Source organism: Bacillus sp. LK2 (assembly GCF_001043575.1).
GTDB classification, from domain to species: Bacteria; Bacillota; Bacilli; order Bacillales; family Bacillaceae_G; genus Bacillus_A; species Bacillus_A paramycoides.
In genome coordinates this window covers 149,351-166,005 of the sequence record NZ_LDUK01000005.1, presented here as the reverse complement: position 1 = coordinate 166,005, position 16,655 = coordinate 149,351, and the positions used below count along the sequence as shown (strand labels likewise).

The following is a 16,655-nucleotide window of genomic DNA, read 5'->3' as shown; positions in this document are numbered from 1 at the left end:
TGAACGTATGAATTTATCCATTTCGCGAAGGAGAAAAGGTATTTGGATCGGGCTCACATCCTTAATTGTGTTGTCAAACTATTTATTGTATGCCCTTCCCATTGTACCAGCTGCTCCAAAAGAAGTAGTGCTCGGTTCATTATTAGATTTTATGTTCGTAATTCCAGTCATCACATATTTCTTTATTATACGAAAAAGATATTCGTTAAAGTATGTGTTTCCTGTAGTTATTGCTGGATATATATTTGCGAGATTTATTATTCCAAGCGATTATTTACAAGCTTTTTCCTATGTATCTTATATAATAATCGCAGGAGAAGTAGCTTTTGTAGCCTTTGAATTATTCCTTCTATATAAAATTATAAAAGTTCTTCCTAAAATAATAAGACTATATAAAGACTATAAAAAAGAGTATGCATCATTTTCATATGCGATTGATAAAGCATTTGATACTACTATGAAAAGAAGTACAGCGGTGAATGTCATTCTTTCAGAGTGTAAATTACTTTATTATGCCTTTTTGTCATGGCGTGAAAAAGTACCAGAAGGTGAATTCGCATACTCTTATCATAAAAAGACTGGTGCAATCGGTGTGTATATCATGATTATTCATGCAACAGTAATTGAAAGTATCGGTTTTCATTATTTACTTCATCAATGGAATCCAGTTATAGCTTGGATATTATTCATCTTAAACATATATGCGATATTTTATTTTTTAGCTGAAATACAAGCGATGCGTAAAAATCCAATTATCGTTGCGGAAGAAAAAGTGATCATTCAAATTGGATTAGGAAAGAAAATCGTTATACCATTTACACAAATTGATAACATTGCGTTTTATAAAGGAGAACCATTAACGAAAGAAGTAGAGAAAGAGGTTCTTGACGCAACTGTTATGGAATTTATAAAAGAACCTGCAACTTTTGAAATAATGTTAAAAGAGCCGATGAAAGCGCAGTTGTTATACGGATTTTCTAAAACGGTAAGTCGTGTCCATTTAAATGTTGATGATGAGCGGAAATTTTATGATGCGGTTATGGAAAAGTTAAAACATGAGTAAATCTCCAAAATATCATCGTGCATTTGGTGTATTCGGCAATTGTATTAAAAATAATAACATAATAGTAATCGATAAAAATAAAGGACCATATATGAATCGTGGTTAATAAAATAGTAGTGGCTCATTAACTCCTTCCATTATAGAAGGAGTTTTTATGATGCGGAATAGTAAAGGAAATTATATCGACAACAAACAGTAGAGTGAATAACTGTATACTTTCTTAATAAGGGGAGTAAAGGATATAATTAAAAACAGACGTATTAACAGATACAATTCATGTCTTCTTACCTCGAATGATTTTAGAAACGGAGACTATATTTAAACAGAAAGAGATTTTTTCCACATAAAAAATAATGAGAAATAAAAAACTCGCAGCTTACTAGCTTGCGGGTTTTTATCGTAAATAATTAAAAAATATGGTAAAATTAAGAGGTAACTTATGGTACGGTTGGTTGTTCAATTATCACTTCTCCGAGTAGGAGGGGGGTGATAATACGTGAGTGAAATTGCGTTGCTACTGCAAGGTGGACTGTTTCTCGTTGCATTGTTAACGTTTATTGTCGTTTTAATTGACAAGCTCAAAAAATAACAACCCACCTATGCCTATAGAATGTGGGTTGTTGTGTTTGTACGAAACAAATAGGATAAATGAACAATCCAATCTGCTTAGTTACGTGGACTAGTGTGTAGCCGCACACTAGTCTTTTTTATTTATATACAGTTTTTAATTGTTTTATGTGATTGTATTGTTCTTTTCATACTTATTATAACACAGTGTCTTTTCAACAAGAAAGGAGACCGTATGTTCTTATGTAGATTAAATAGAAGGTGCAGTTTCTTTAAATAGCCCATCCATATACTGTTTTAAATTTTCTACATAAAACTCTTGTTTGTCAACATTATTCACTCCGACAATTGGTGATGGAAGATCATATCTCTTTTCTGATAAATGAACGACAATATCAAAAATATCAAATAGACGAATGAAGCAGAACAACCCATCTTTATCGCTAAGTAAAATAAAGTAATGGTTATCACTCTTTGTATTTAATGTATTCCATAAAGAGCTTTTGCTTAAGTCACGGACGATACTCTTTTCCTTTAACTCCATGAAATCGGCATTCGATAGAATGGTAGAAATATTAATCGCATCTGGATCTTCAAAGTAGCCGTCGATTGTTTGTACAGCGAAAGTATACGCCATTTTTAATACACTCATTTTATACTTACGATTATCTAAAAGTAATTCACGTTGAATAGAACTTGCTACTTTTGTTACACGCTCTTCTTTCCAAATTTCATTATGCAGAGAAATATCGTGCTTTTTACATAGTTTCATAATTAATGCATTGGAATAAAGTATTTCATCACTTACTTCGACAACATCCGTCTCAGCAGCTGCCAGCTCCTCACCATGTTCATTCGTATAGAGAGGGGAGTCGATTTGCTTTTTCATTTGTTCAATCTTATATTGACTTAATTTATGCCTAATTAAAGGACGATCAACATTTGTTGTCATATGTTCATGACAGGAATCACAAATTGAGTTTGTGAAATAATATCCACATAATATCTCTGGGATGACATATTGTTCACTAAGTTCTTTTGTATCTTTTCTGCAAATGATGCATTGTGTCATTTTTATCACCTTTACCTGCAAATTTGTCTATAATATCATTGTAGTGTATTTAATGATATTTTGGAATATTGTAAAGGAAAATATTATGTAAAATTCATGTTTATTTTGGTACAATGGAGAGAAGTGCTAGTTTAAAGGAGGACGTTTTTTTGAAATCGAAAGTGCACTTTTGGACATTAGAAGTGCTGATGGTTGTAGGAATCATATTTATTTGCACGAAAATATCGTTTCTATTTCAACCGATTGGTATCTTCATATCAACATTATTTTTCCCAATTTTAATCGCGCTATTTTTATACTTCATATTTAACCCTGTGTTAGTTTTCTTGGAGAATAAAAAAGTACCTAGAAGTTTAGCGATTTTACTGCTGTACCTTTTTATCATTACATTAACTGGAGTTGCTATTGGAGTAGTCGTTCCAACCATCTCACAACAGTTAATGGATTTAGTAAAAAATATGCCGACATACATAAAAGAGGGAAAGGTATACATACAAGATTTATCCCATCACAGGCTATTTGAATGGTTATCTACTCAAAACTACGTTTCCATTGAAGCGATTGAAAAAAATGCGATTGAATACTTAAAGGAAATACCAAATACTATTACGTCGAGTGCAACGGCTTTATTTGGTATTATCACGAACGTTGCATTAGTCATATTTACAGTACCATTCATTTTATTTTATATGTTTAAAGATGGACATGCATTTCCAGGGAAAGCTGTTAGTGTATTACCAGAGTCTTACCGAGAAGAAGGACTTCGTATCATAAAGGAAACGAACGAAACATTATCTGCATATATTCAAGGTCAAGCGCTCGTTTGTTTATTTATCGGTGCTTTTACATTTATCGGTTATTTAATTATCGGTTTACCGTATGCTTTCGTTTTAGGGATTATCGCAGCATTTACAAACATTATTCCAAACTTAGGTCCATTTATCGGAGCAGCACCAGCTGTCATTGTAGGTTTGTTTGTTTCTCCGATGCAAGCTCTGTACGTAATTATCATTGTAACAATTGTACAGCAGTTTGAAAGTAACATCATATCACCGCGTATTATGAGCTCAAAATTAAACATCCATCCATTAACGATTATTATCCTTATTTTAGGGGTAGGTAACTTTGCGGGAATTATCGGGATGATTTTAGCAGTGCCTGTTTATGCGGTAACTAAAACAGTTGTTTCGAACTTAGTGAGATTGTTTAAGACGAAACGGAGTAATCGGAAATAGAATATATTGATAAAGATACACCACTTTTGAAGTGGTGTATCTTTATTTGTAATTTGTTTTTAAAGAGTGTATTAAATCAATATTATTATATATTTTTTATATATCAAATCGAGCAGAAAACTTGCATAAAATGAGCTCAATAAACTATGTGGAATCCCTCTGAACTATCCAAATCATTTCTTTACAGTGCGTAATTAACATCATAATCGACTCCTTTCGTTCTAAAATAATTTCATACAATTATAGGTGAGTGTAGTACTTGCTTCTACGATCACGAATTTCATCTATAATCTGTTTATACTGTTGCTCTTGTTTTATTTCATTTTCAGATATCGTCTCTTTTTGAATCGTAATGGTTAAAAAGAAAAGGTGAAACTTCATACATGAATTCCTCCTTTCGAATAGGAATTACAGGTGACTACAGTAATGACTTTGTCGTTCTTTTACGTTGTCCATAGCCTGTTTAATTTGTCGGTCATGAAGCATATCAGACTCAGATAGCTTATTTTTTTGAATGGTAATCGTTAAATAAAATACTCGAAATTTCATTGGATTTTTGCCCCTTTATAATTTATTTAGTAAAGACGATTGTAATAAGAAGACTGACGCTCTTTCACTTCGTCCATAATGTTTTTAATATGTTGTTCGCGTAAAAGTTCATCTTTTGAAGGTTTACGTTTTTGAATGGTGATAGTTAAAAAGAATGCTTTAAATTTCATTAAGATATTACCCCTTTATAATTTATTTAGTAAAGACGATTGTAATAAGAAGACTGACGTTCTTTCACTTCGTCCATAATGTTTTTGATATGTTGTTCACGTAAAAATTCATCTTTTGAAGGTTTACGTTTTTGAATAGTGATAGTTAAAAAGAATGCTTTAAATTTCATTAAGATAATGCCCCTTTAAAATATATTTTTAATACATTTGTGTATAATACGAACTTTTAATGTCCGTTATTTTATCCATAGTTTGTTTTAATTGTTGCTTACGAAAGATTTCGGCTTCAGATATAGTTTTTTTCTGAAGTGCCGTCGTAAAAAAGAAAATATGAAAAGTCATAAACGAATTCCTCCTTTCGAAAAGGAATTACAGGTGATCAAAATAAAGCACTTGGCGCTCCTTTACATCGTTCATAGCTTTTTCAATTTGCTCATTATGAAGAATTTCAGCATTTGAAAGAGTATTTCTTTGAATCGTAATACTTAAAAACAATACGCTAATAGTCATCAAATGTTGCTCCTTTCTTTAAAAAATGATATAAGAGACCAAAAAATCGCACAAAAAAGCCACAGGAAGATATCGTTCTCCTATGGCTGGGCGTGAAAAAGCCACAGGAAAGCATACGACCTCCTGTGGCGAATTTATGAATTAAAAGAAATAATGTACGATTTTCAATTCTCCATTAGGGTGGTCGAACTTCTATTTAATTGTCCGAAAAACAAAGGCGCAACTAACGCTAAAGTTAATGCATGTAATTGTAATTTCATCATTTCATTCGACCTCCTTTTAGAATATTTTTCTTACGTTAGTAATTATATACAATTAATGGATAATTGTAAACATAAAAAGTGAAAATTTTTAATTTTGATTAAAATGCTTATATTTTGAAGGGTTTTGAATGGATATATTGTATTACTGGAATTATATATAGAAAGTGGGGGGTGTCTAATGAACTATATGAATAAAATAGCAGGTGTTATGCTAACAATTTTTTTATTTGTTACTGCTTGTTCTAACGGAGGGAGAATAAAAGAAATATCAGATATTGGACCAGCGGATTTTAAGAAATATACGTGGACATACGTTGGAAATAATTCCGATGTGTCTGCAATTGTTAACAACTTACCTGGTGGTGAAACAGCTCAAAGTTTAAGCTTAAAAAATGAGAAAATCACGGTGAAATACGGTGAGAAAAAGAACGATAACTTAACAGAAGATATGATTGAGACGTATTGGTTTGACGAAAAGGATACGATGAAAAAGAACTTTCTCTTTAATGCTATCTATCTTGCAATTTTAGTACCAAATGCGAAAGGGTATGAGTTTCAGCTGGAAACTAAGAATTTTACTCTGAAAAGAGAAGAACTCTTACCCATACTTTATAAAGAATTTAATGATTTTCCGAAAGGTGATCAAATATGGAATAAGGGAATCATAATGAACTTCTTTTACGGTAATCTAGAAAAAATAGTAGCGCTTGTTAATAATAAAGATTTTCGGAAACAATTTTTTGATGAACATCCTATACGGGAAACTAAGTGAGATGGTGGGGGAAAGATGGAGCTTGTTAATAAAATTTCTTATTTCAGAATGTATGATCATTATTTACCAAAGCTAACACAAGTACTAAAGTGTTTAAACGCGGAAGACTTGTGGAAAAGAGAAGGAGAGGCTAATTCAATTGGAGGTATAGTATTACACATTTGCGAACATGTAAAAAGAAATACGATTCGTTACTCGAATCCAAATGTAAATTTTGAAAAGGGGATTGAAGAGTACTTTCCAACGAAGTCATTAAGTGCTGAAATGCTGCTGGAAATTGTAGAAGAAGTATTTCGTGAATGGGGAAACAAGTATATAAAAGCGTGTAAAGGAAGAACCGAAATTGATCTGCATAGCTTATTACATTTAGTCGAGCACACAAGTTATCATTTAGGGCAAGTAGTAGACCGAACGAAATCTTTAAAGCGAGAGAGGCTTAACTTTTGTCAAAATGGCATCAATGAAAAGGATTTGAGAACGAAGGTTGAAAATACGAAAATTTTCGAAAGAGAGTCATTCATTATCGAATGATTCTCTTTATTTTATGAAAATTATGGTAAAAAATAAAATGATGTGATATGGTTAATTACATAAGTAATGAACCTATGAACCTAAGGTGGTGAAATTGTGAAACCAACTCTGGAGCAAAATAAATTAATATATATACAAATTGCAGAAACAATCGAAGCTGATATTTTAAAGGACATATTGCTTGAGGAAGAACAAGTTCCATCTACAAATCAATTTGCAAAGATGCTACAAATTAACCCGGCAACTGCGGCGAAAGGGGTAAATCTATTAGTGGATGAGGGCATTTTATTTAAAAAGAGAGGGATTGGAATGTTTGTTGCAAGTGGTGCGAAGGAAGTCGTATTAAAGAAGCGGCAAAATACTTTTATGACAGAGTATTTACCTAAAGTATGGGAAGAAGCGAAAGTATTAGAAATCTCTAAAGAAGAATTAATGAATATGATTCAAAAAATTACAAAGGAGGCGAAAGAGGAATGATTGCACTTGAAACGAAAAAATTGTCCAAAAAATATAAAAAGAAACTAGCTGTAAATGAAGTAACAATTTCATTGGAAGAGCATAAAATATATGGTTTGCTTGGAAGAAACGGAGCAGGGAAAACTACATTATTAAACATACTCGCAGGGCAGATTATTTCAAGTGGTGGCAGTGTATCTGTATTTGGTGAAAATATTTTTGAAAATAGTAATGCGATGCAAAATATTTGTTTTGTAAAGGTGAAAGAAGAAGCTCATTTAAGTTATAAAGTAAAAGAGATTTTTGAACTATGTAACATGTTTTATAAAAATTGGGATCAGAAGTATGCTGAAGAACTTGCGGGGAAATTTCAGCTTAATACGAAAGAGAAATACCATAAATTATCGCACGGTATGCAAACAGTTGTAGGAATTATTCAAGGACTAGCAAGCAGGGCGCCTATTACTATTTTTGATGAACCAACTACCGGTTTGGACGCGGCACATCGGGAATTATTTTATAGTTTACTTTTGGAAGACTACGGAGAGCATCCTCGAACAATTATTTTATCAACACACTTAGTAGAAGAAGTTGTCCATGTTATTGAAGATGTGATCATATTAAAAGACGGAGCATTAATAGTTCAATCATCAGTAGAGAATTTGTTACAACAAGGCCATACGATTTCAGGTCAAAAAGATAGAGTGGATGAGTTTTTAATTGATAAAAAAGTTGTTAATCGAGAAGTTTATGGAAATAAAGGGATTGCAGTTATATGGGAAGAACTTTCTACTGAAGATTATCAGTCTATTGAAAATACAGGCTTAATAGTTGATGAAATCACATTACAAAAACTATTTATTCATATAACGGGTGGTGAAGTGAAATGACGATGTTAATGAAGCAATTAAAGTTACATATCAATTTTCATTATAAAGCGATTTTAATATTTTGGATTGTGGCGTTTCTAATAAAAGGAACAACAAATGCAGTAGATTTAAGGGGAATAAAAGAAGGGTTTTTACAACATATTTTAAATAACCCTTCGATTGCAAGTATATTTTTTATAGTAGTAAGCACCTTTATTATACAGGATGATGTATTTCGTTTAGCTGTTTCGTTCGGAGTAACGAGATTACAGTTTTTCATTGGATCAGTTTGCTATATTATATTACAAGCAGCATTATTCTCATTCCTTCAAGTGTTTCTTTTACAGAATACATTGTATAGTACTGTAAATTCCAGTTTAGGAGAAAACTCAGTACAACAGTTCATTGTCCAATTATTATTGTATGTTACAATATCATGTTTCTTTCAAGTAGCAGTAGTTATTAAACAACGATTTAAGTGGATTGGCCTTATGATTGGTGGAACATTTTTTTTATCAGCAAATAGTGCGCTTTATGGAGAAGTAGGAATACAAAGTTTAATTTCTATAACTAATCTATCTTTAATAAACATCCCATATTTTACTGTCATTTCAATTGGATTAATTGTCGTTTATATTATGACTAGTGGTATATTTATTCGTAAAGTGTCATTTGAACAAATGGTTTAAAGCATTATTAGATAAATATTTTAGGAGAGAAGGTAAAGAAAATGGGAGATACTTCTTCACTAATAACAGTCTTTTTATGCGTGGCATTGCTAATTTTTTGGCGTCGTTACCGCTCTATGTATAAACCGATAAAGGGAACAGGAAAACGTATTTTGTGGCCATTACTATTTTTAACACCGGGTATTTTATTGTTTTTTGGTCCAGTACATCCAGCTATATTACAAATGGGTATAGCAATATTCATTGGTGCTCTTTTCGCTATACCACTTATAGTTCTAACAAATTATGAGCGAAGAGATGATGGGAATATTTATACGAAAAAAAGTGCAGCTTTTTTAATTACTTTTATTGCGCTGGTTGTTTTGAGATATGGTTCAAGACAATATATTGTTGATCTAGATCAACAAACGATTGGTTTATTATTTTACGTCGTTGCAGTATCGTATATCATTCCGTGGAGAATTGCCTGTTATATAAAATTTAGAAAAGTTTGGCGTGGGAATAGTAATCATGCTATATAAAAATAAAAGCTTCTCATTTGAGAAGTTTTTTATTCTTATATGCAAGTGAAATAATTTGTTGAAGTGCAAGGTGCCATGCAATATGATAAATATAAAAAAAATTGATGGAAAATGAAGGAGATAAAAATGCGTACAATTTTACTTTTTCTAAATAACACGCTCACAGATAAAATGGAGAACATTAGAAAAAAGCATGATCCTTTATTCGGATTAATCCCGCCACATATAACAATTATATTTCCCTTTGAAAGTGCGATTTCAAATGATGAACTGAAATCGCATATTTTAAATTTATCCAAAGAAATTCGGCCAATTGAAATTGAGTTTGCTAGCCGAATAAGCAGCGAGAGAGAGTATTTGTTTTTGGAAGTGGAAAGAGGGAAAGAGCAAATAGAAGAACTGCATATTAGTTTGTATACAGGCCCTTTACTACAATTTTTAAGAACGGATATTCCATATATACCACATGTAACAGTCGGAAGAAAAAGTAGCGCGGAGTTAGCTGCTGAAATAGCGAAGGAGATTCCTAGTTTTCATGAGAAGTTGAACTGTATAATCGATAGAATTAGTGTGGAACGAATTGGAGAGAATGGGGAATCGTTTATTGAGTTTGAAGTGTCTCTATAAAAATTGAAAGCTGGCAAAAGCCAGCTTTTTTAATTTGTAACATAGCGTAAAGCACCAATTGCACCACTATAACCATCATCTTGTAAAAAGACTGGTATTTTGTTTTGATATTCTGTATAGCTACTTATAATGTTTTGAAGGTGTACGTTATTACATAAGGTAGATCCAATGTAAACGATATGGTCAATGTTTTTCGCTTCGGCGAATTGAAGGCTTAATGCTGTGACAACTTCACCGACAAGTCCTTGAACGGTAGCTAGTATATCTGAGCTACTATAATTTGAGTCTGTAATGGCTGCTTTTCCGAAATTGCTAGCAGTTAAGCTATTATCGATAGGAGAGAGAATACCACCATAAATATCTCCAACTGTAATATCTAGACTTTTTCTTGAACCTATTTTCGTAAGAGGAATTACGTCTTCAAAATGATCTGAATTTGTTAATAGCTTTGACAGGCCCATAATTGTACCGCCGCCAACTCCAGTTCCACCGGCGCGAACATATTCTTTGTCATCAACGTAGTGAATGGAAGTACCTGTCCCGATATTTGTTAAAACAAAATTGTTAATAGAATGATTTTCTTCGTTTAGGATATAGCGCACACCTGTAAGCGTTGCAACGAATTCATTTAATGTTACTATCTCGTATGAATTTGAAAGCAGTTTTTGTAGTTGTTCACCTTTCCCACCTGTAATACATAATTTCGTAATTAATTTATTATTATTGAGCCAATCTATAATTTTATCTTGTTCATGAGAATAAAATTTTTCAAAAGCTAATTTGTTCATTTCGTTAAAGTAAGCAATCTTTGTTAATGTTCCTCCAGCATCGATACCGACAGTACTCTCCATTTTCCTACTCCTAACTATGTAGTCTGTTTAATCAGCTTGGTATATTAATAGCTTTTCAATTGTAACGATTGATTGACCATTTACAGATGCAATTCCTTTACCGAGAATAAAACCTCGTCGGTTACGTGTTAGCTCATAATGTAAGTCAAGTTTATCACCAGGATATGCTTTTTCATGGAACTCAACTCCATCTAATGAGGAGAGAAAACCTAATTCATCAGATTCACTTGTGCTTACAAATGCACTAAGTTGGGCAAGTGCTTCTACAATTAACATATGAGGCATGTAGTTTTGATTTTCATTAATAAACCACTCGTTATGTGTAATTAGCTTGTATCCTGTAGCTGATTGAGATTCCTTAACGCTTGTAATTTTATCGATCATTAAAAATGGATAGCGATGGGGAAGAGTATCTTTAATTTTCATACCGTACCTCCAGTTAATAATAATACCCCTGCAAAAGTTAAGCAGGGGGAGTTGTAATTAATTTTTAACTAATTCATCTACTTTTTCAAGAGAGAAAATACCGCTATTTTTAATATTTTCAACGACTTGCTGTAAGACGGCTTTATCTTGAACAAGTGCAATACGCACAAATCCTTCACCGTGAGGACCAAATGCATGACCTGGTGTGACAACGACATTTGCACGATCCATTAATGCGTAAGCGAACTCTAGAGAAGTCCATCCTTTCGGAATTTCAGCCCAGACGAACATACTGCCAGCTGGTTTGTCGACATCCCAACCAAACGTTCGGAATCCATCAACTAAAGTATCTCTACGTTCTTGGTAAATGTCACGGTTTTTCTCACAAAACTCAGTGCCGTGTCGTAATGCAGCGGAGGCAGCTTTTTGAATTGGTAAAAACACACCGTAATCTGTATTAGATTTAAATTGTGTAAGTGCACCGACAATTTCTTCATTGCCAATCATATAGCCAATACGGCTACCAGCTAAACTATAACTTTTAGATAAAGAATTAATTTCAACGCCAACTTCTTTTGCACCAGAGACAGATAAGAAGCTTATTGGCTTTTTACCATCGAAATAAAATTCAGCATAAGCAAAATCATGTACGACTATAATTTGATGTTTTTTTGCAAACGCGATAACTTCTTTAAAGAAATCTTCATGAGCCATTGCTGGAACAGGGTTCCCTGGGAAGTTTAATATCATCATCTTCGCTTTTTCAGCAATCTCTTCAGGAATATCTTGTAAGTTAGGTAAGAAGTCATTTTCTTTTTTTAACGGCATGTAGTAAGATGTTGCACCGGCCATTTGAATTCCAGTTTCATAGGCAGTATAACCAGGGTCTGGAACTAAAATTATATCTCCAGGGTTTGCGTAAACCATAGGTAAATGTACAAGTCCATCTTGCGAGCCCATTAGTAATAAAACTTCTCGATCAGAATTTAATATAACATTATGAGTATTATTATAATATTCAGTTACAGCTTCGTGGAATTCTTGAATACCTGATAACGTATATCCGTAACTTTCTTTTGCACTTGCTGTATGTACCATTGCTTCTCTTACGAAATCAGCAGGAGGCATGTCAGGATTCCCGATACTTAAATCGATCATTTTATGACCTGCTGCAATTTTCTCTTTTTTATAAGCTCCTAATTCACTAAATATAGAAGATTGGAATGCTTTCATTCTAGTTGCTAATGTGTAAGTCATCAAAACCCCTCCTAAAAACTGTGCTTTCTTTCTACGTTTTTAACTATTCTGAAAACACATGTTTATATTTTATCATTTTTTTAAGAAAATTAAAACGATTGACAAATTAAGAGGAGGGATGTTTGGAATACATGTCATACTTCACAAGTCATTTATTCTTTCAATTTTTTTGAAAGGGATGGCTAAATGATAGACAGGCTAACTCGATAATCTATCACATTTTTTATTCCGTATTATTTAGGAAGTTTTGTAATTCTTGTTAATAAAATCTCGCAAGTTTTGAATAAAAAAGAACACGAATACGATGCCTAATATACCGCTAATCCAATAGTATGAGTTACCTGTCGTGTATTTTTCATAAAATGAAAGAGCGTTCCATATGATAAGGGTTACTGAACAAATTGTTGATATAATTAAAGAACTTAAGCTTCTCAAAACAAGCACCTCACAGTGATTTAATTTATTGTATAATTTTACATTCAAATTAAAGAATTTAAAAGAGAAATATATTTCTAGAGGAAGTCGTCTAAAGTGAAATAACGCAGAAAATACATTCTGCGCTTTTGTAGTATTTGGAAGTTGCTGAATTTTAATAGTTAATCATTTAATTTTTTATATGTACACATTTTCTCAGCATTCATAAAGTATACATTTAATTTACTATCGACAACTTTTATAGATTGATCCGATGTAAACGAGTTACCATAATCAATGTGATACACGTTAGAGTTTTTTACAAACGATCCTTTATATAAATCCTCTTTTTTATTCGTTGTATGCATTTCTACTAAGTTTTGAACAATTTTTTCTTTCTTTTCTTCTTTTACAACTGTTTCAAATTTATAATACGTAGGGCATTCACCATTCTTATTATCAACGACTTCCCAAGAACCAAATATATCATTATTACTACATCCACTTAGTAAAACGACTAGTATAGGGAAAATAAGTAGATACTTTTTCATTTTGTGCTCCTTTCTTATTAGTATTTATAAACGTGCGAATCCGATAGGAACATTGTAATGAATAAAGTTTAAATTTTTATAAAGAATTAATAAATTTTACATGAAAATATTGGTTGTGTTTGAAAAGGCCATGTTAGTAAATTAGAGAGAAGAGTATGAAAGGGAAGGCATAAAAAAAGACATGGACCCAGTAAAATGCCAGATCCATGCCAAATAACTATTTAAGTAAATTATATGTCTAACTTATTTTAAATCAACACTATGCTTTTTTAATAATGAATGTAGAGGAAAGAAGAATTGCTATTCCATTTAGAATGTAAATACCTGCAATACTAAAGGATAGGTTAGCTGCGCCAAATCCAACTTTATCGAATATAGAAGCCAATGCTGTAGTAGTAAGAAAGACAATGGGAGTTAACAGTAAAAATACGAAACCGGCAACAATTCTTCTTTTAACGCTATGTTGAGATAGGGAAATGGCTAAAAAGTTAATTACGCTAAACATAATTATAACAAAAAGAAAGATCATTAATAACTGTACGAAGGCAGTCATTTCCAAAACTCCTTTTTTAGATAATCTTTTCAATACTGTTTTCGAAAGTAGGAAGGAATAATCCTTTAAATATTTACAGTGAACATAGTAATTAGGTTTTGTTCATATAAAACAAAGAGGCATGGATCAGTATAATACTAGATCCATGCCCAAGATGTTTATGTTATAATTTCGCAGATTGTGATGATTGTTTTTCAAATTGTTTCTGCTTAGATAGGGAAATAAAAATAATTAACAATGAAATGGCTCCAAAAATTAGAACCATATACTGTAATCCAATCGTATCTAAGAAGAAGCCTGTGCCGAGTAAGACAATTTGGAACATAACTCTTTCAAACATATTACGGAATGAGAAGAGACGCCCATGATAGCTTTTTTCCACTTTCGTTTGGAAAATTGTCGACATAATAGGGAAGAAGCAGCCAACACTAAATCCAAACAAACCAAATGAGGCAAGAGCCATCCATTTTATATCGCTAAAGAACAAGGACAGATGTGCAAAAGCGGTACAAAATGCGAAGAAATATAGTAATTTTTCAGGCTTGAAATGATCAGATAAACGTTTAATTATGAATGCACCTAACATAAACGCTACACCTTCAATTGTATATATGAATCCTTTAATTGTTGGATCATGTTGCATTTCGCTAATGTTAATAACCATTAAATTGAATCCAGCTATAAATAAAAGAGGGATAATACTTAATATAAGTGCTTTAAAAGCAATAGGGATTCCTTTTAAAATACGAAATACTTCCATAAAACTATTATCTTTAGCAGATTGTTTGCTTAATGTAGCTGTTTTTTTATCTTCAAATTGTAGGAAGAAAGTTGAGAGGAATAATAAAGCGTATGCTGCCATTGAGAAGGCATACATATACTGTAAACTCATTACAACTAAAAGAATTCCACCTAGTGAAGTACCTGCAATACGAGCGATTGTACCGATATTCATATGTACACCGTTCATTTGTAATAGCTCATGCTCACTAACGATGAGTGGGATTACAGATTGTAATGCAGGGAAATAAAATGCTGCTGAAATTTGAAGTGCAATCATAAAAGCAATCATAAAGGCGATACTTTCATATTGAATAGCGAAAAACATGAAAATAACACTAATAACACGACCAAATCCAGCGTAAAGAAGAACTTTCTTTTTTTCATACTGATCAATTACTCGGCCAGCCATTGGACCAACTAGAACGCCAGCTAACAGTCCGATAAATAATATAATTGATTTCATGAAATCAGAAGGGACATATTTTTGCATAAATTCAAGGTTACCAAGAATACCAAGCCATAAACCGAGACCAGCAATGAACTCCCCAATTAATACGATCCAAACATTTTTATTACGCCACATAATTAAAAACCTCGCAGTCTTTTATAATTAAAAAATCGTATATAAAACCTCCTTATGTATTCGTTATTTTTTAACGTGTTTTTTAGAGTCAGAGTCTATATTACGTGTTTCATTAGTGGATTTCAATCTTTTTGATTTGTAAAAAATTTGCTTTATTAAGTACTGAAATAAGCAATTCACAATGTAAAAAAACTTATGATTAAATACCAATTGATAGTAAAGATAAACATAGAAAAAATAAAAAAAGCAAGAACGTATATACTACGTCTCGCTTTTTTTTAATGCAAAATTAAACAATACATTCACTTAGCGACACTTATGATCTTGTCCAATAGCTAAACCGCTAAAAGATAAAGGGCCAACAACGTCTGCTCTTGCAGCACTTGTTAGATTTTCTACAGTTAATGAATATTTGTGAGTCCCGCGGCTAACATCTTGATCTATAGCTTGAAATGTTTGAGCGTAGAATTGCTCAGAATCTGTAGATTCAATCCCAACTTGTGTGTTGAAAATTTCAGTGTCGTCACGGAAAATTCTAAATAATATTTGTGATATACCCGTTATACCTTCAACTCCAACTGTAGCAATTAATTCTACTCGATTATTACGAGAATCTCTTTTTGAAATTTTTAATTTGATTTTTGCTAGAATTGCTTTTTTTGGAGAATGGGGAATTGTAAAAGTTGTTTCACCAGTTTTATTTATAGGCTGAATTGCTTGGTAATCAATAATATGAGTCATTTTCGTCACCTCCTCATATACTAAAATATGAAGGTAACAATGAATTAGCTTGGATATATACAATAAGATTTTAAGAGAATTGAGAAATAATGTTGAATGTAGGTAGATAATATAAAAGCATCAAAAATGAATCACAATTATGTGAGTTATGTCTTGATGCTTTTCATACTTTAGGCAGAATATTCTTCTTTACGTACTTCGAAGAATTCATTACGGCGTAAGTAATTAAAAATTTTCTCCGAGACCTTTTCTTCTTGAGAGACTAAGAAACGATGATCAAAAGCATAGAAAGATTGACCTTTAATTAATTTTACGTAGTATATTTTACACGCCTCCTCTAAGTTAGGATTTTTAATTGCTTTATATTATGATGACCTATCTGGTTGTTAATAATACTTAAAGTTTCAAAGGGTAGAAGTATAAATTTAAAAATACATTGAAATAGCTTACAAACTTGTAATATTCATTTCACCTTTTCCGATAGTTAAAATAAACCAATATCTTCTATACTACAAATAGGTTACAAAAAACAAGGGGGGGTAGTAAGATGGATGAAGTAATTGGAGAAGTTGTAGCAGGGATTTGTGAATTTGTAGTTGAAG

The 16,655-nt window shown here is 32.1% G+C and carries 26 protein-coding genes and 1 pseudogene; 11 read left to right on the top strand and 16 right to left on the bottom strand.

Annotation, left to right across the window (positions count from 1 at the left end):
* Nucleotides 1-7: 7 nt before the first annotated feature.
* The 3 genes and pseudogenes from VK90_RS05845 to VK90_RS30530 all read left to right on the top strand — a co-directional run bounded on the left by VK90_RS05845 (nucleotide 8) and on the right by VK90_RS30530 (nucleotide 1,652).
* The gene (locus VK90_RS05845) at nucleotides 8-1,063 is read left to right on the top strand and encodes a hypothetical protein (protein WP_048371151.1); all 1,056 of its coding nucleotides are present in this window, start codon (nucleotides 8-10) and stop codon (nucleotides 1,061-1,063) included.
* Nucleotides 1,056-1,163: pseudogene (locus VK90_RS30535) on the top strand (DNA mismatch repair protein MutT); the annotation flags it as partial. The gene VK90_RS05845 and the pseudogene VK90_RS30535, both read left to right, overlap by 8 nt.
* Nucleotides 1,164-1,559: 396 nt before the next feature.
* Nucleotides 1,560-1,652, top strand: a complete 93-nt coding sequence (locus VK90_RS30530; protein ID WP_001289319.1) for a putative holin-like toxin — start codon at nucleotides 1,560-1,562, stop codon at nucleotides 1,650-1,652.
* A 228-nt stretch (nucleotides 1,653-1,880) separates the two neighbouring features.
* On the opposite strand, the gene VK90_RS05835 is transcribed toward VK90_RS30530, so the two are convergent.
* Nucleotides 1,881-2,702: an HNH endonuclease gene (locus tag VK90_RS05835; protein ID WP_048371149.1), complete on the bottom strand. Its 822-nt coding sequence runs from the start codon at nucleotides 2,700-2,702 to the stop codon at nucleotides 1,881-1,883.
* Between the two features lie 149 nt (nucleotides 2,703-2,851).
* Here VK90_RS05835 and VK90_RS05830 point away from each other — a divergent pair, with 149 nt between their 5' ends.
* The gene (locus VK90_RS05830; protein WP_002172385.1) at nucleotides 2,852-3,937 is read left to right on the top strand and encodes an AI-2E family transporter; all 1,086 of its coding nucleotides are present in this window, start codon (nucleotides 2,852-2,854) and stop codon (nucleotides 3,935-3,937) included.
* A 240-nt stretch (nucleotides 3,938-4,177) separates the two neighbouring features.
* Here the strand turns inward: VK90_RS05830 and VK90_RS05825 are convergent, their stop codons facing one another.
* From VK90_RS05825 to VK90_RS05800, 6 genes are read right to left on the bottom strand one after another with little or no spacing between them, the layout of a single operon-like run.
* The gene (locus VK90_RS05825; protein ID WP_002172384.1) at nucleotides 4,178-4,318 is read right to left on the bottom strand and encodes a YrzI family small protein; all 141 of its coding nucleotides are present in this window, start codon (nucleotides 4,316-4,318) and stop codon (nucleotides 4,178-4,180) included.
* Nucleotides 4,319-4,345: 27 nt separating this feature from the next.
* A complete protein-coding gene (locus tag VK90_RS05820; RefSeq protein WP_002172383.1) occupies nucleotides 4,346-4,486 on the bottom strand; it encodes a YrzI family small protein in 141 nt (46 codons plus the stop codon).
* A gap of 26 nt (nucleotides 4,487-4,512) precedes the next feature.
* A complete protein-coding gene (locus VK90_RS05815; protein ID WP_002172382.1) occupies nucleotides 4,513-4,656 on the bottom strand; it encodes a YrzI family small protein in 144 nt (47 codons plus the stop codon).
* Nucleotides 4,657-4,682: 26 nt separating this feature from the next.
* A complete protein-coding gene (locus tag VK90_RS05810; protein ID WP_002172381.1) occupies nucleotides 4,683-4,826 on the bottom strand; it encodes a YrzI family small protein in 144 nt (47 codons plus the stop codon).
* A gap of 28 nt (nucleotides 4,827-4,854) precedes the next feature.
* Nucleotides 4,855-4,998, bottom strand: coding sequence for a YrzI family small protein (locus VK90_RS05805; protein WP_002172380.1), 144 nt, complete (start codon nucleotides 4,996-4,998; stop codon nucleotides 4,855-4,857).
* 27 nt (nucleotides 4,999-5,025) lie between these two features.
* Nucleotides 5,026-5,166: a YrzI family small protein gene (locus VK90_RS05800; protein WP_002172379.1), complete on the bottom strand. Its 141-nt coding sequence runs from the start codon at nucleotides 5,164-5,166 to the stop codon at nucleotides 5,026-5,028.
* A 441-nt stretch (nucleotides 5,167-5,607) separates the two neighbouring features.
* Between VK90_RS05800 and VK90_RS05795 the strand changes: the two genes are divergently transcribed.
* The 7 genes from VK90_RS05795 to VK90_RS05765 all read left to right on the top strand — a co-directional run bounded on the left by VK90_RS05795 (nucleotide 5,608) and on the right by VK90_RS05765 (nucleotide 9,894).
* Nucleotides 5,608-6,201: a DUF4825 domain-containing protein gene (locus tag VK90_RS05795; protein WP_002172377.1), complete on the top strand. Its 594-nt coding sequence runs from the start codon at nucleotides 5,608-5,610 to the stop codon at nucleotides 6,199-6,201.
* Nucleotides 6,202-6,216: 15 nt separating this feature from the next.
* Entirely contained in the window at nucleotides 6,217-6,732 is a 516-nt protein-coding gene (locus tag VK90_RS05790) for a DinB family protein (RefSeq protein WP_048371146.1), read from the top strand.
* A gap of 96 nt (nucleotides 6,733-6,828) precedes the next feature.
* Nucleotides 6,829-7,209 carry a GntR family transcriptional regulator gene (locus VK90_RS05785; protein ID WP_048371144.1) on the top strand — a complete coding sequence of 127 codons (381 nt, stop codon included), beginning with the start codon at nucleotides 6,829-6,831 and terminating at the stop codon, nucleotides 7,207-7,209.
* Nucleotides 7,206-8,078, top strand: a complete 873-nt coding sequence (locus tag VK90_RS05780) for an ATP-binding cassette domain-containing protein (RefSeq protein WP_048371142.1) — start codon at nucleotides 7,206-7,208, stop codon at nucleotides 8,076-8,078. The genes VK90_RS05785 and VK90_RS05780 overlap by 4 nt, the downstream gene beginning before the upstream one ends.
* Entirely contained in the window at nucleotides 8,075-8,746 is a 672-nt protein-coding gene (locus VK90_RS05775; RefSeq protein ID WP_048371140.1) for a DUF4052 family protein, read from the top strand. Before VK90_RS05780 ends, VK90_RS05775 begins: the two co-directional genes overlap by 4 nt.
* A gap of 41 nt (nucleotides 8,747-8,787) precedes the next feature.
* Nucleotides 8,788-9,267 carry a CcdC family protein gene (locus tag VK90_RS05770; protein WP_048371138.1) on the top strand — a complete coding sequence of 160 codons (480 nt, stop codon included), beginning with the start codon at nucleotides 8,788-8,790 and terminating at the stop codon, nucleotides 9,265-9,267.
* Between the two features lie 126 nt (nucleotides 9,268-9,393).
* Nucleotides 9,394-9,894 (top strand): 2'-5' RNA ligase family protein, encoded by a 501-nt coding sequence (locus VK90_RS05765; RefSeq protein ID WP_048371135.1) that lies wholly within the window; start codon nucleotides 9,394-9,396, stop codon nucleotides 9,892-9,894.
* Nucleotides 9,895-9,923: 29 nt separating this feature from the next.
* On the opposite strand, the gene coaW is transcribed toward VK90_RS05765, so the two are convergent.
* The 9 genes from coaW to VK90_RS28095 form a co-directional block, all read right to left on the bottom strand.
* Nucleotides 9,924-10,745 (bottom strand): type II pantothenate kinase, encoded by an 822-nt coding sequence (gene coaW / locus VK90_RS05760; protein WP_048371133.1) that lies wholly within the window; start codon nucleotides 10,743-10,745, stop codon nucleotides 9,924-9,926.
* 27 nt (nucleotides 10,746-10,772) lie between these two features.
* On the bottom strand, nucleotides 10,773-11,171 hold the full coding sequence (locus VK90_RS05755; protein ID WP_048371132.1) for a 3-hydroxyacyl-ACP dehydratase FabZ family protein: 399 nt from the start codon (nucleotides 11,169-11,171) through the stop codon (nucleotides 10,773-10,775).
* Nucleotides 11,172-11,228: 57 nt separating this feature from the next.
* Nucleotides 11,229-12,428, bottom strand: coding sequence for an LL-diaminopimelate aminotransferase (locus VK90_RS05750; protein WP_048371130.1), 1,200 nt, complete (start codon nucleotides 12,426-12,428; stop codon nucleotides 11,229-11,231).
* A gap of 237 nt (nucleotides 12,429-12,665) precedes the next feature.
* Nucleotides 12,666-12,863 (bottom strand): hypothetical protein, encoded by a 198-nt coding sequence (locus VK90_RS30525; protein WP_071719277.1) that lies wholly within the window; start codon nucleotides 12,861-12,863, stop codon nucleotides 12,666-12,668.
* Nucleotides 12,864-13,024: 161 nt separating this feature from the next.
* A complete protein-coding gene (locus tag VK90_RS05745) occupies nucleotides 13,025-13,393 on the bottom strand; it encodes a hypothetical protein (RefSeq protein ID WP_002172371.1) in 369 nt (122 codons plus the stop codon).
* Between the two features lie 259 nt (nucleotides 13,394-13,652).
* Complete coding sequence (locus VK90_RS05740; RefSeq protein WP_048371129.1) at nucleotides 13,653-13,946, bottom strand: hypothetical protein; 294 nt, start codon at nucleotides 13,944-13,946, stop codon at nucleotides 13,653-13,655.
* A 163-nt stretch (nucleotides 13,947-14,109) separates the two neighbouring features.
* On the bottom strand, nucleotides 14,110-15,312 hold the full coding sequence (locus VK90_RS05735) for an MFS transporter (protein WP_048371128.1): 1,203 nt from the start codon (nucleotides 15,310-15,312) through the stop codon (nucleotides 14,110-14,112).
* Nucleotides 15,313-15,618: 306 nt separating this feature from the next.
* Nucleotides 15,619-16,053 (bottom strand): exosporium protein ExsC, encoded by a 435-nt coding sequence (gene exsC, locus VK90_RS05730; RefSeq protein ID WP_048371127.1) that lies wholly within the window; start codon nucleotides 16,051-16,053, stop codon nucleotides 15,619-15,621.
* A gap of 170 nt (nucleotides 16,054-16,223) precedes the next feature.
* Entirely contained in the window at nucleotides 16,224-16,376 is a 153-nt protein-coding gene (locus VK90_RS28095; protein WP_071719564.1) for a YqbF domain-containing protein, read from the bottom strand.
* Nucleotides 16,377-16,655 lie beyond the last annotated feature (279 nt).

Coding starts and splice junctions, on each gene's coding strand:
- VK90_RS05770 (WP_048371138.1), top strand. CDS start 8,788: ATGGGAGATACTTCTTCACTAATAACAGTCTTTTTATGCGTGGCATTG.
- VK90_RS05735 (WP_048371128.1), bottom strand. CDS start 15,312: ATGTGGCGTAATAAAAATGTTTGGATCGTATTAATTGGGGAGTTCATT.
- VK90_RS05820 (WP_002172383.1), bottom strand. CDS start 4,486: ATGAAATTTCGAGTATTTTATTTAACGATTACCATTCAAAAAAATAAG.
- VK90_RS05805 (WP_002172380.1), bottom strand. CDS start 4,998: ATGACTTTTCATATTTTCTTTTTTACGACGGCACTTCAGAAAAAAACT.
- VK90_RS05825 (WP_002172384.1), bottom strand. CDS start 4,318: ATGAAGTTTCACCTTTTCTTTTTAACCATTACGATTCAAAAAGAGACG.
- VK90_RS05780 (WP_048371142.1), top strand. CDS start 7,206: ATGATTGCACTTGAAACGAAAAAATTGTCCAAAAAATATAAAAAGAAA.
- VK90_RS05750 (WP_048371130.1), bottom strand. CDS start 12,428: ATGACTTACACATTAGCAACTAGAATGAAAGCATTCCAATCTTCTATA.
- VK90_RS05795 (WP_002172377.1), top strand. CDS start 5,608: ATGAACTATATGAATAAAATAGCAGGTGTTATGCTAACAATTTTTTTA.
- VK90_RS05810 (WP_002172381.1), bottom strand. CDS start 4,826: ATGAAATTTAAAGCATTCTTTTTAACTATCACTATTCAAAAACGTAAA.
- coaW (WP_048371133.1), bottom strand. CDS start 10,745: ATGGAGAGTACTGTCGGTATCGATGCTGGAGGAACATTAACAAAGATT.
- VK90_RS05815 (WP_002172382.1), bottom strand. CDS start 4,656: ATGAAATTTAAAGCATTCTTTTTAACTATCACCATTCAAAAACGTAAA.
- VK90_RS05765 (WP_048371135.1), top strand. CDS start 9,394: ATGCGTACAATTTTACTTTTTCTAAATAACACGCTCACAGATAAAATG.
- VK90_RS05740 (WP_048371129.1), bottom strand. CDS start 13,946: ATGACTGCCTTCGTACAGTTATTAATGATCTTTCTTTTTGTTATAATT.
- VK90_RS05775 (WP_048371140.1), top strand. CDS start 8,075: ATGACGATGTTAATGAAGCAATTAAAGTTACATATCAATTTTCATTAT.
- VK90_RS05745 (WP_002172371.1), bottom strand. CDS start 13,393: ATGAAAAAGTATCTACTTATTTTCCCTATACTAGTCGTTTTACTAAGT.
- VK90_RS05790 (WP_048371146.1), top strand. CDS start 6,217: ATGGAGCTTGTTAATAAAATTTCTTATTTCAGAATGTATGATCATTAT.
- exsC (WP_048371127.1), bottom strand. CDS start 16,053: ATGACTCATATTATTGATTACCAAGCAATTCAGCCTATAAATAAAACT.
- VK90_RS05835 (WP_048371149.1), bottom strand. CDS start 2,702: ATGACACAATGCATCATTTGCAGAAAAGATACAAAAGAACTTAGTGAA.
- VK90_RS05800 (WP_002172379.1), bottom strand. CDS start 5,166: ATGACTATTAGCGTATTGTTTTTAAGTATTACGATTCAAAGAAATACT.
- VK90_RS05845 (WP_048371151.1), top strand. CDS start 8: ATGAATTTATCCATTTCGCGAAGGAGAAAAGGTATTTGGATCGGGCTC.
- VK90_RS05755 (WP_048371132.1), bottom strand. CDS start 11,171: ATGAAAATTAAAGATACTCTTCCCCATCGCTATCCATTTTTAATGATC.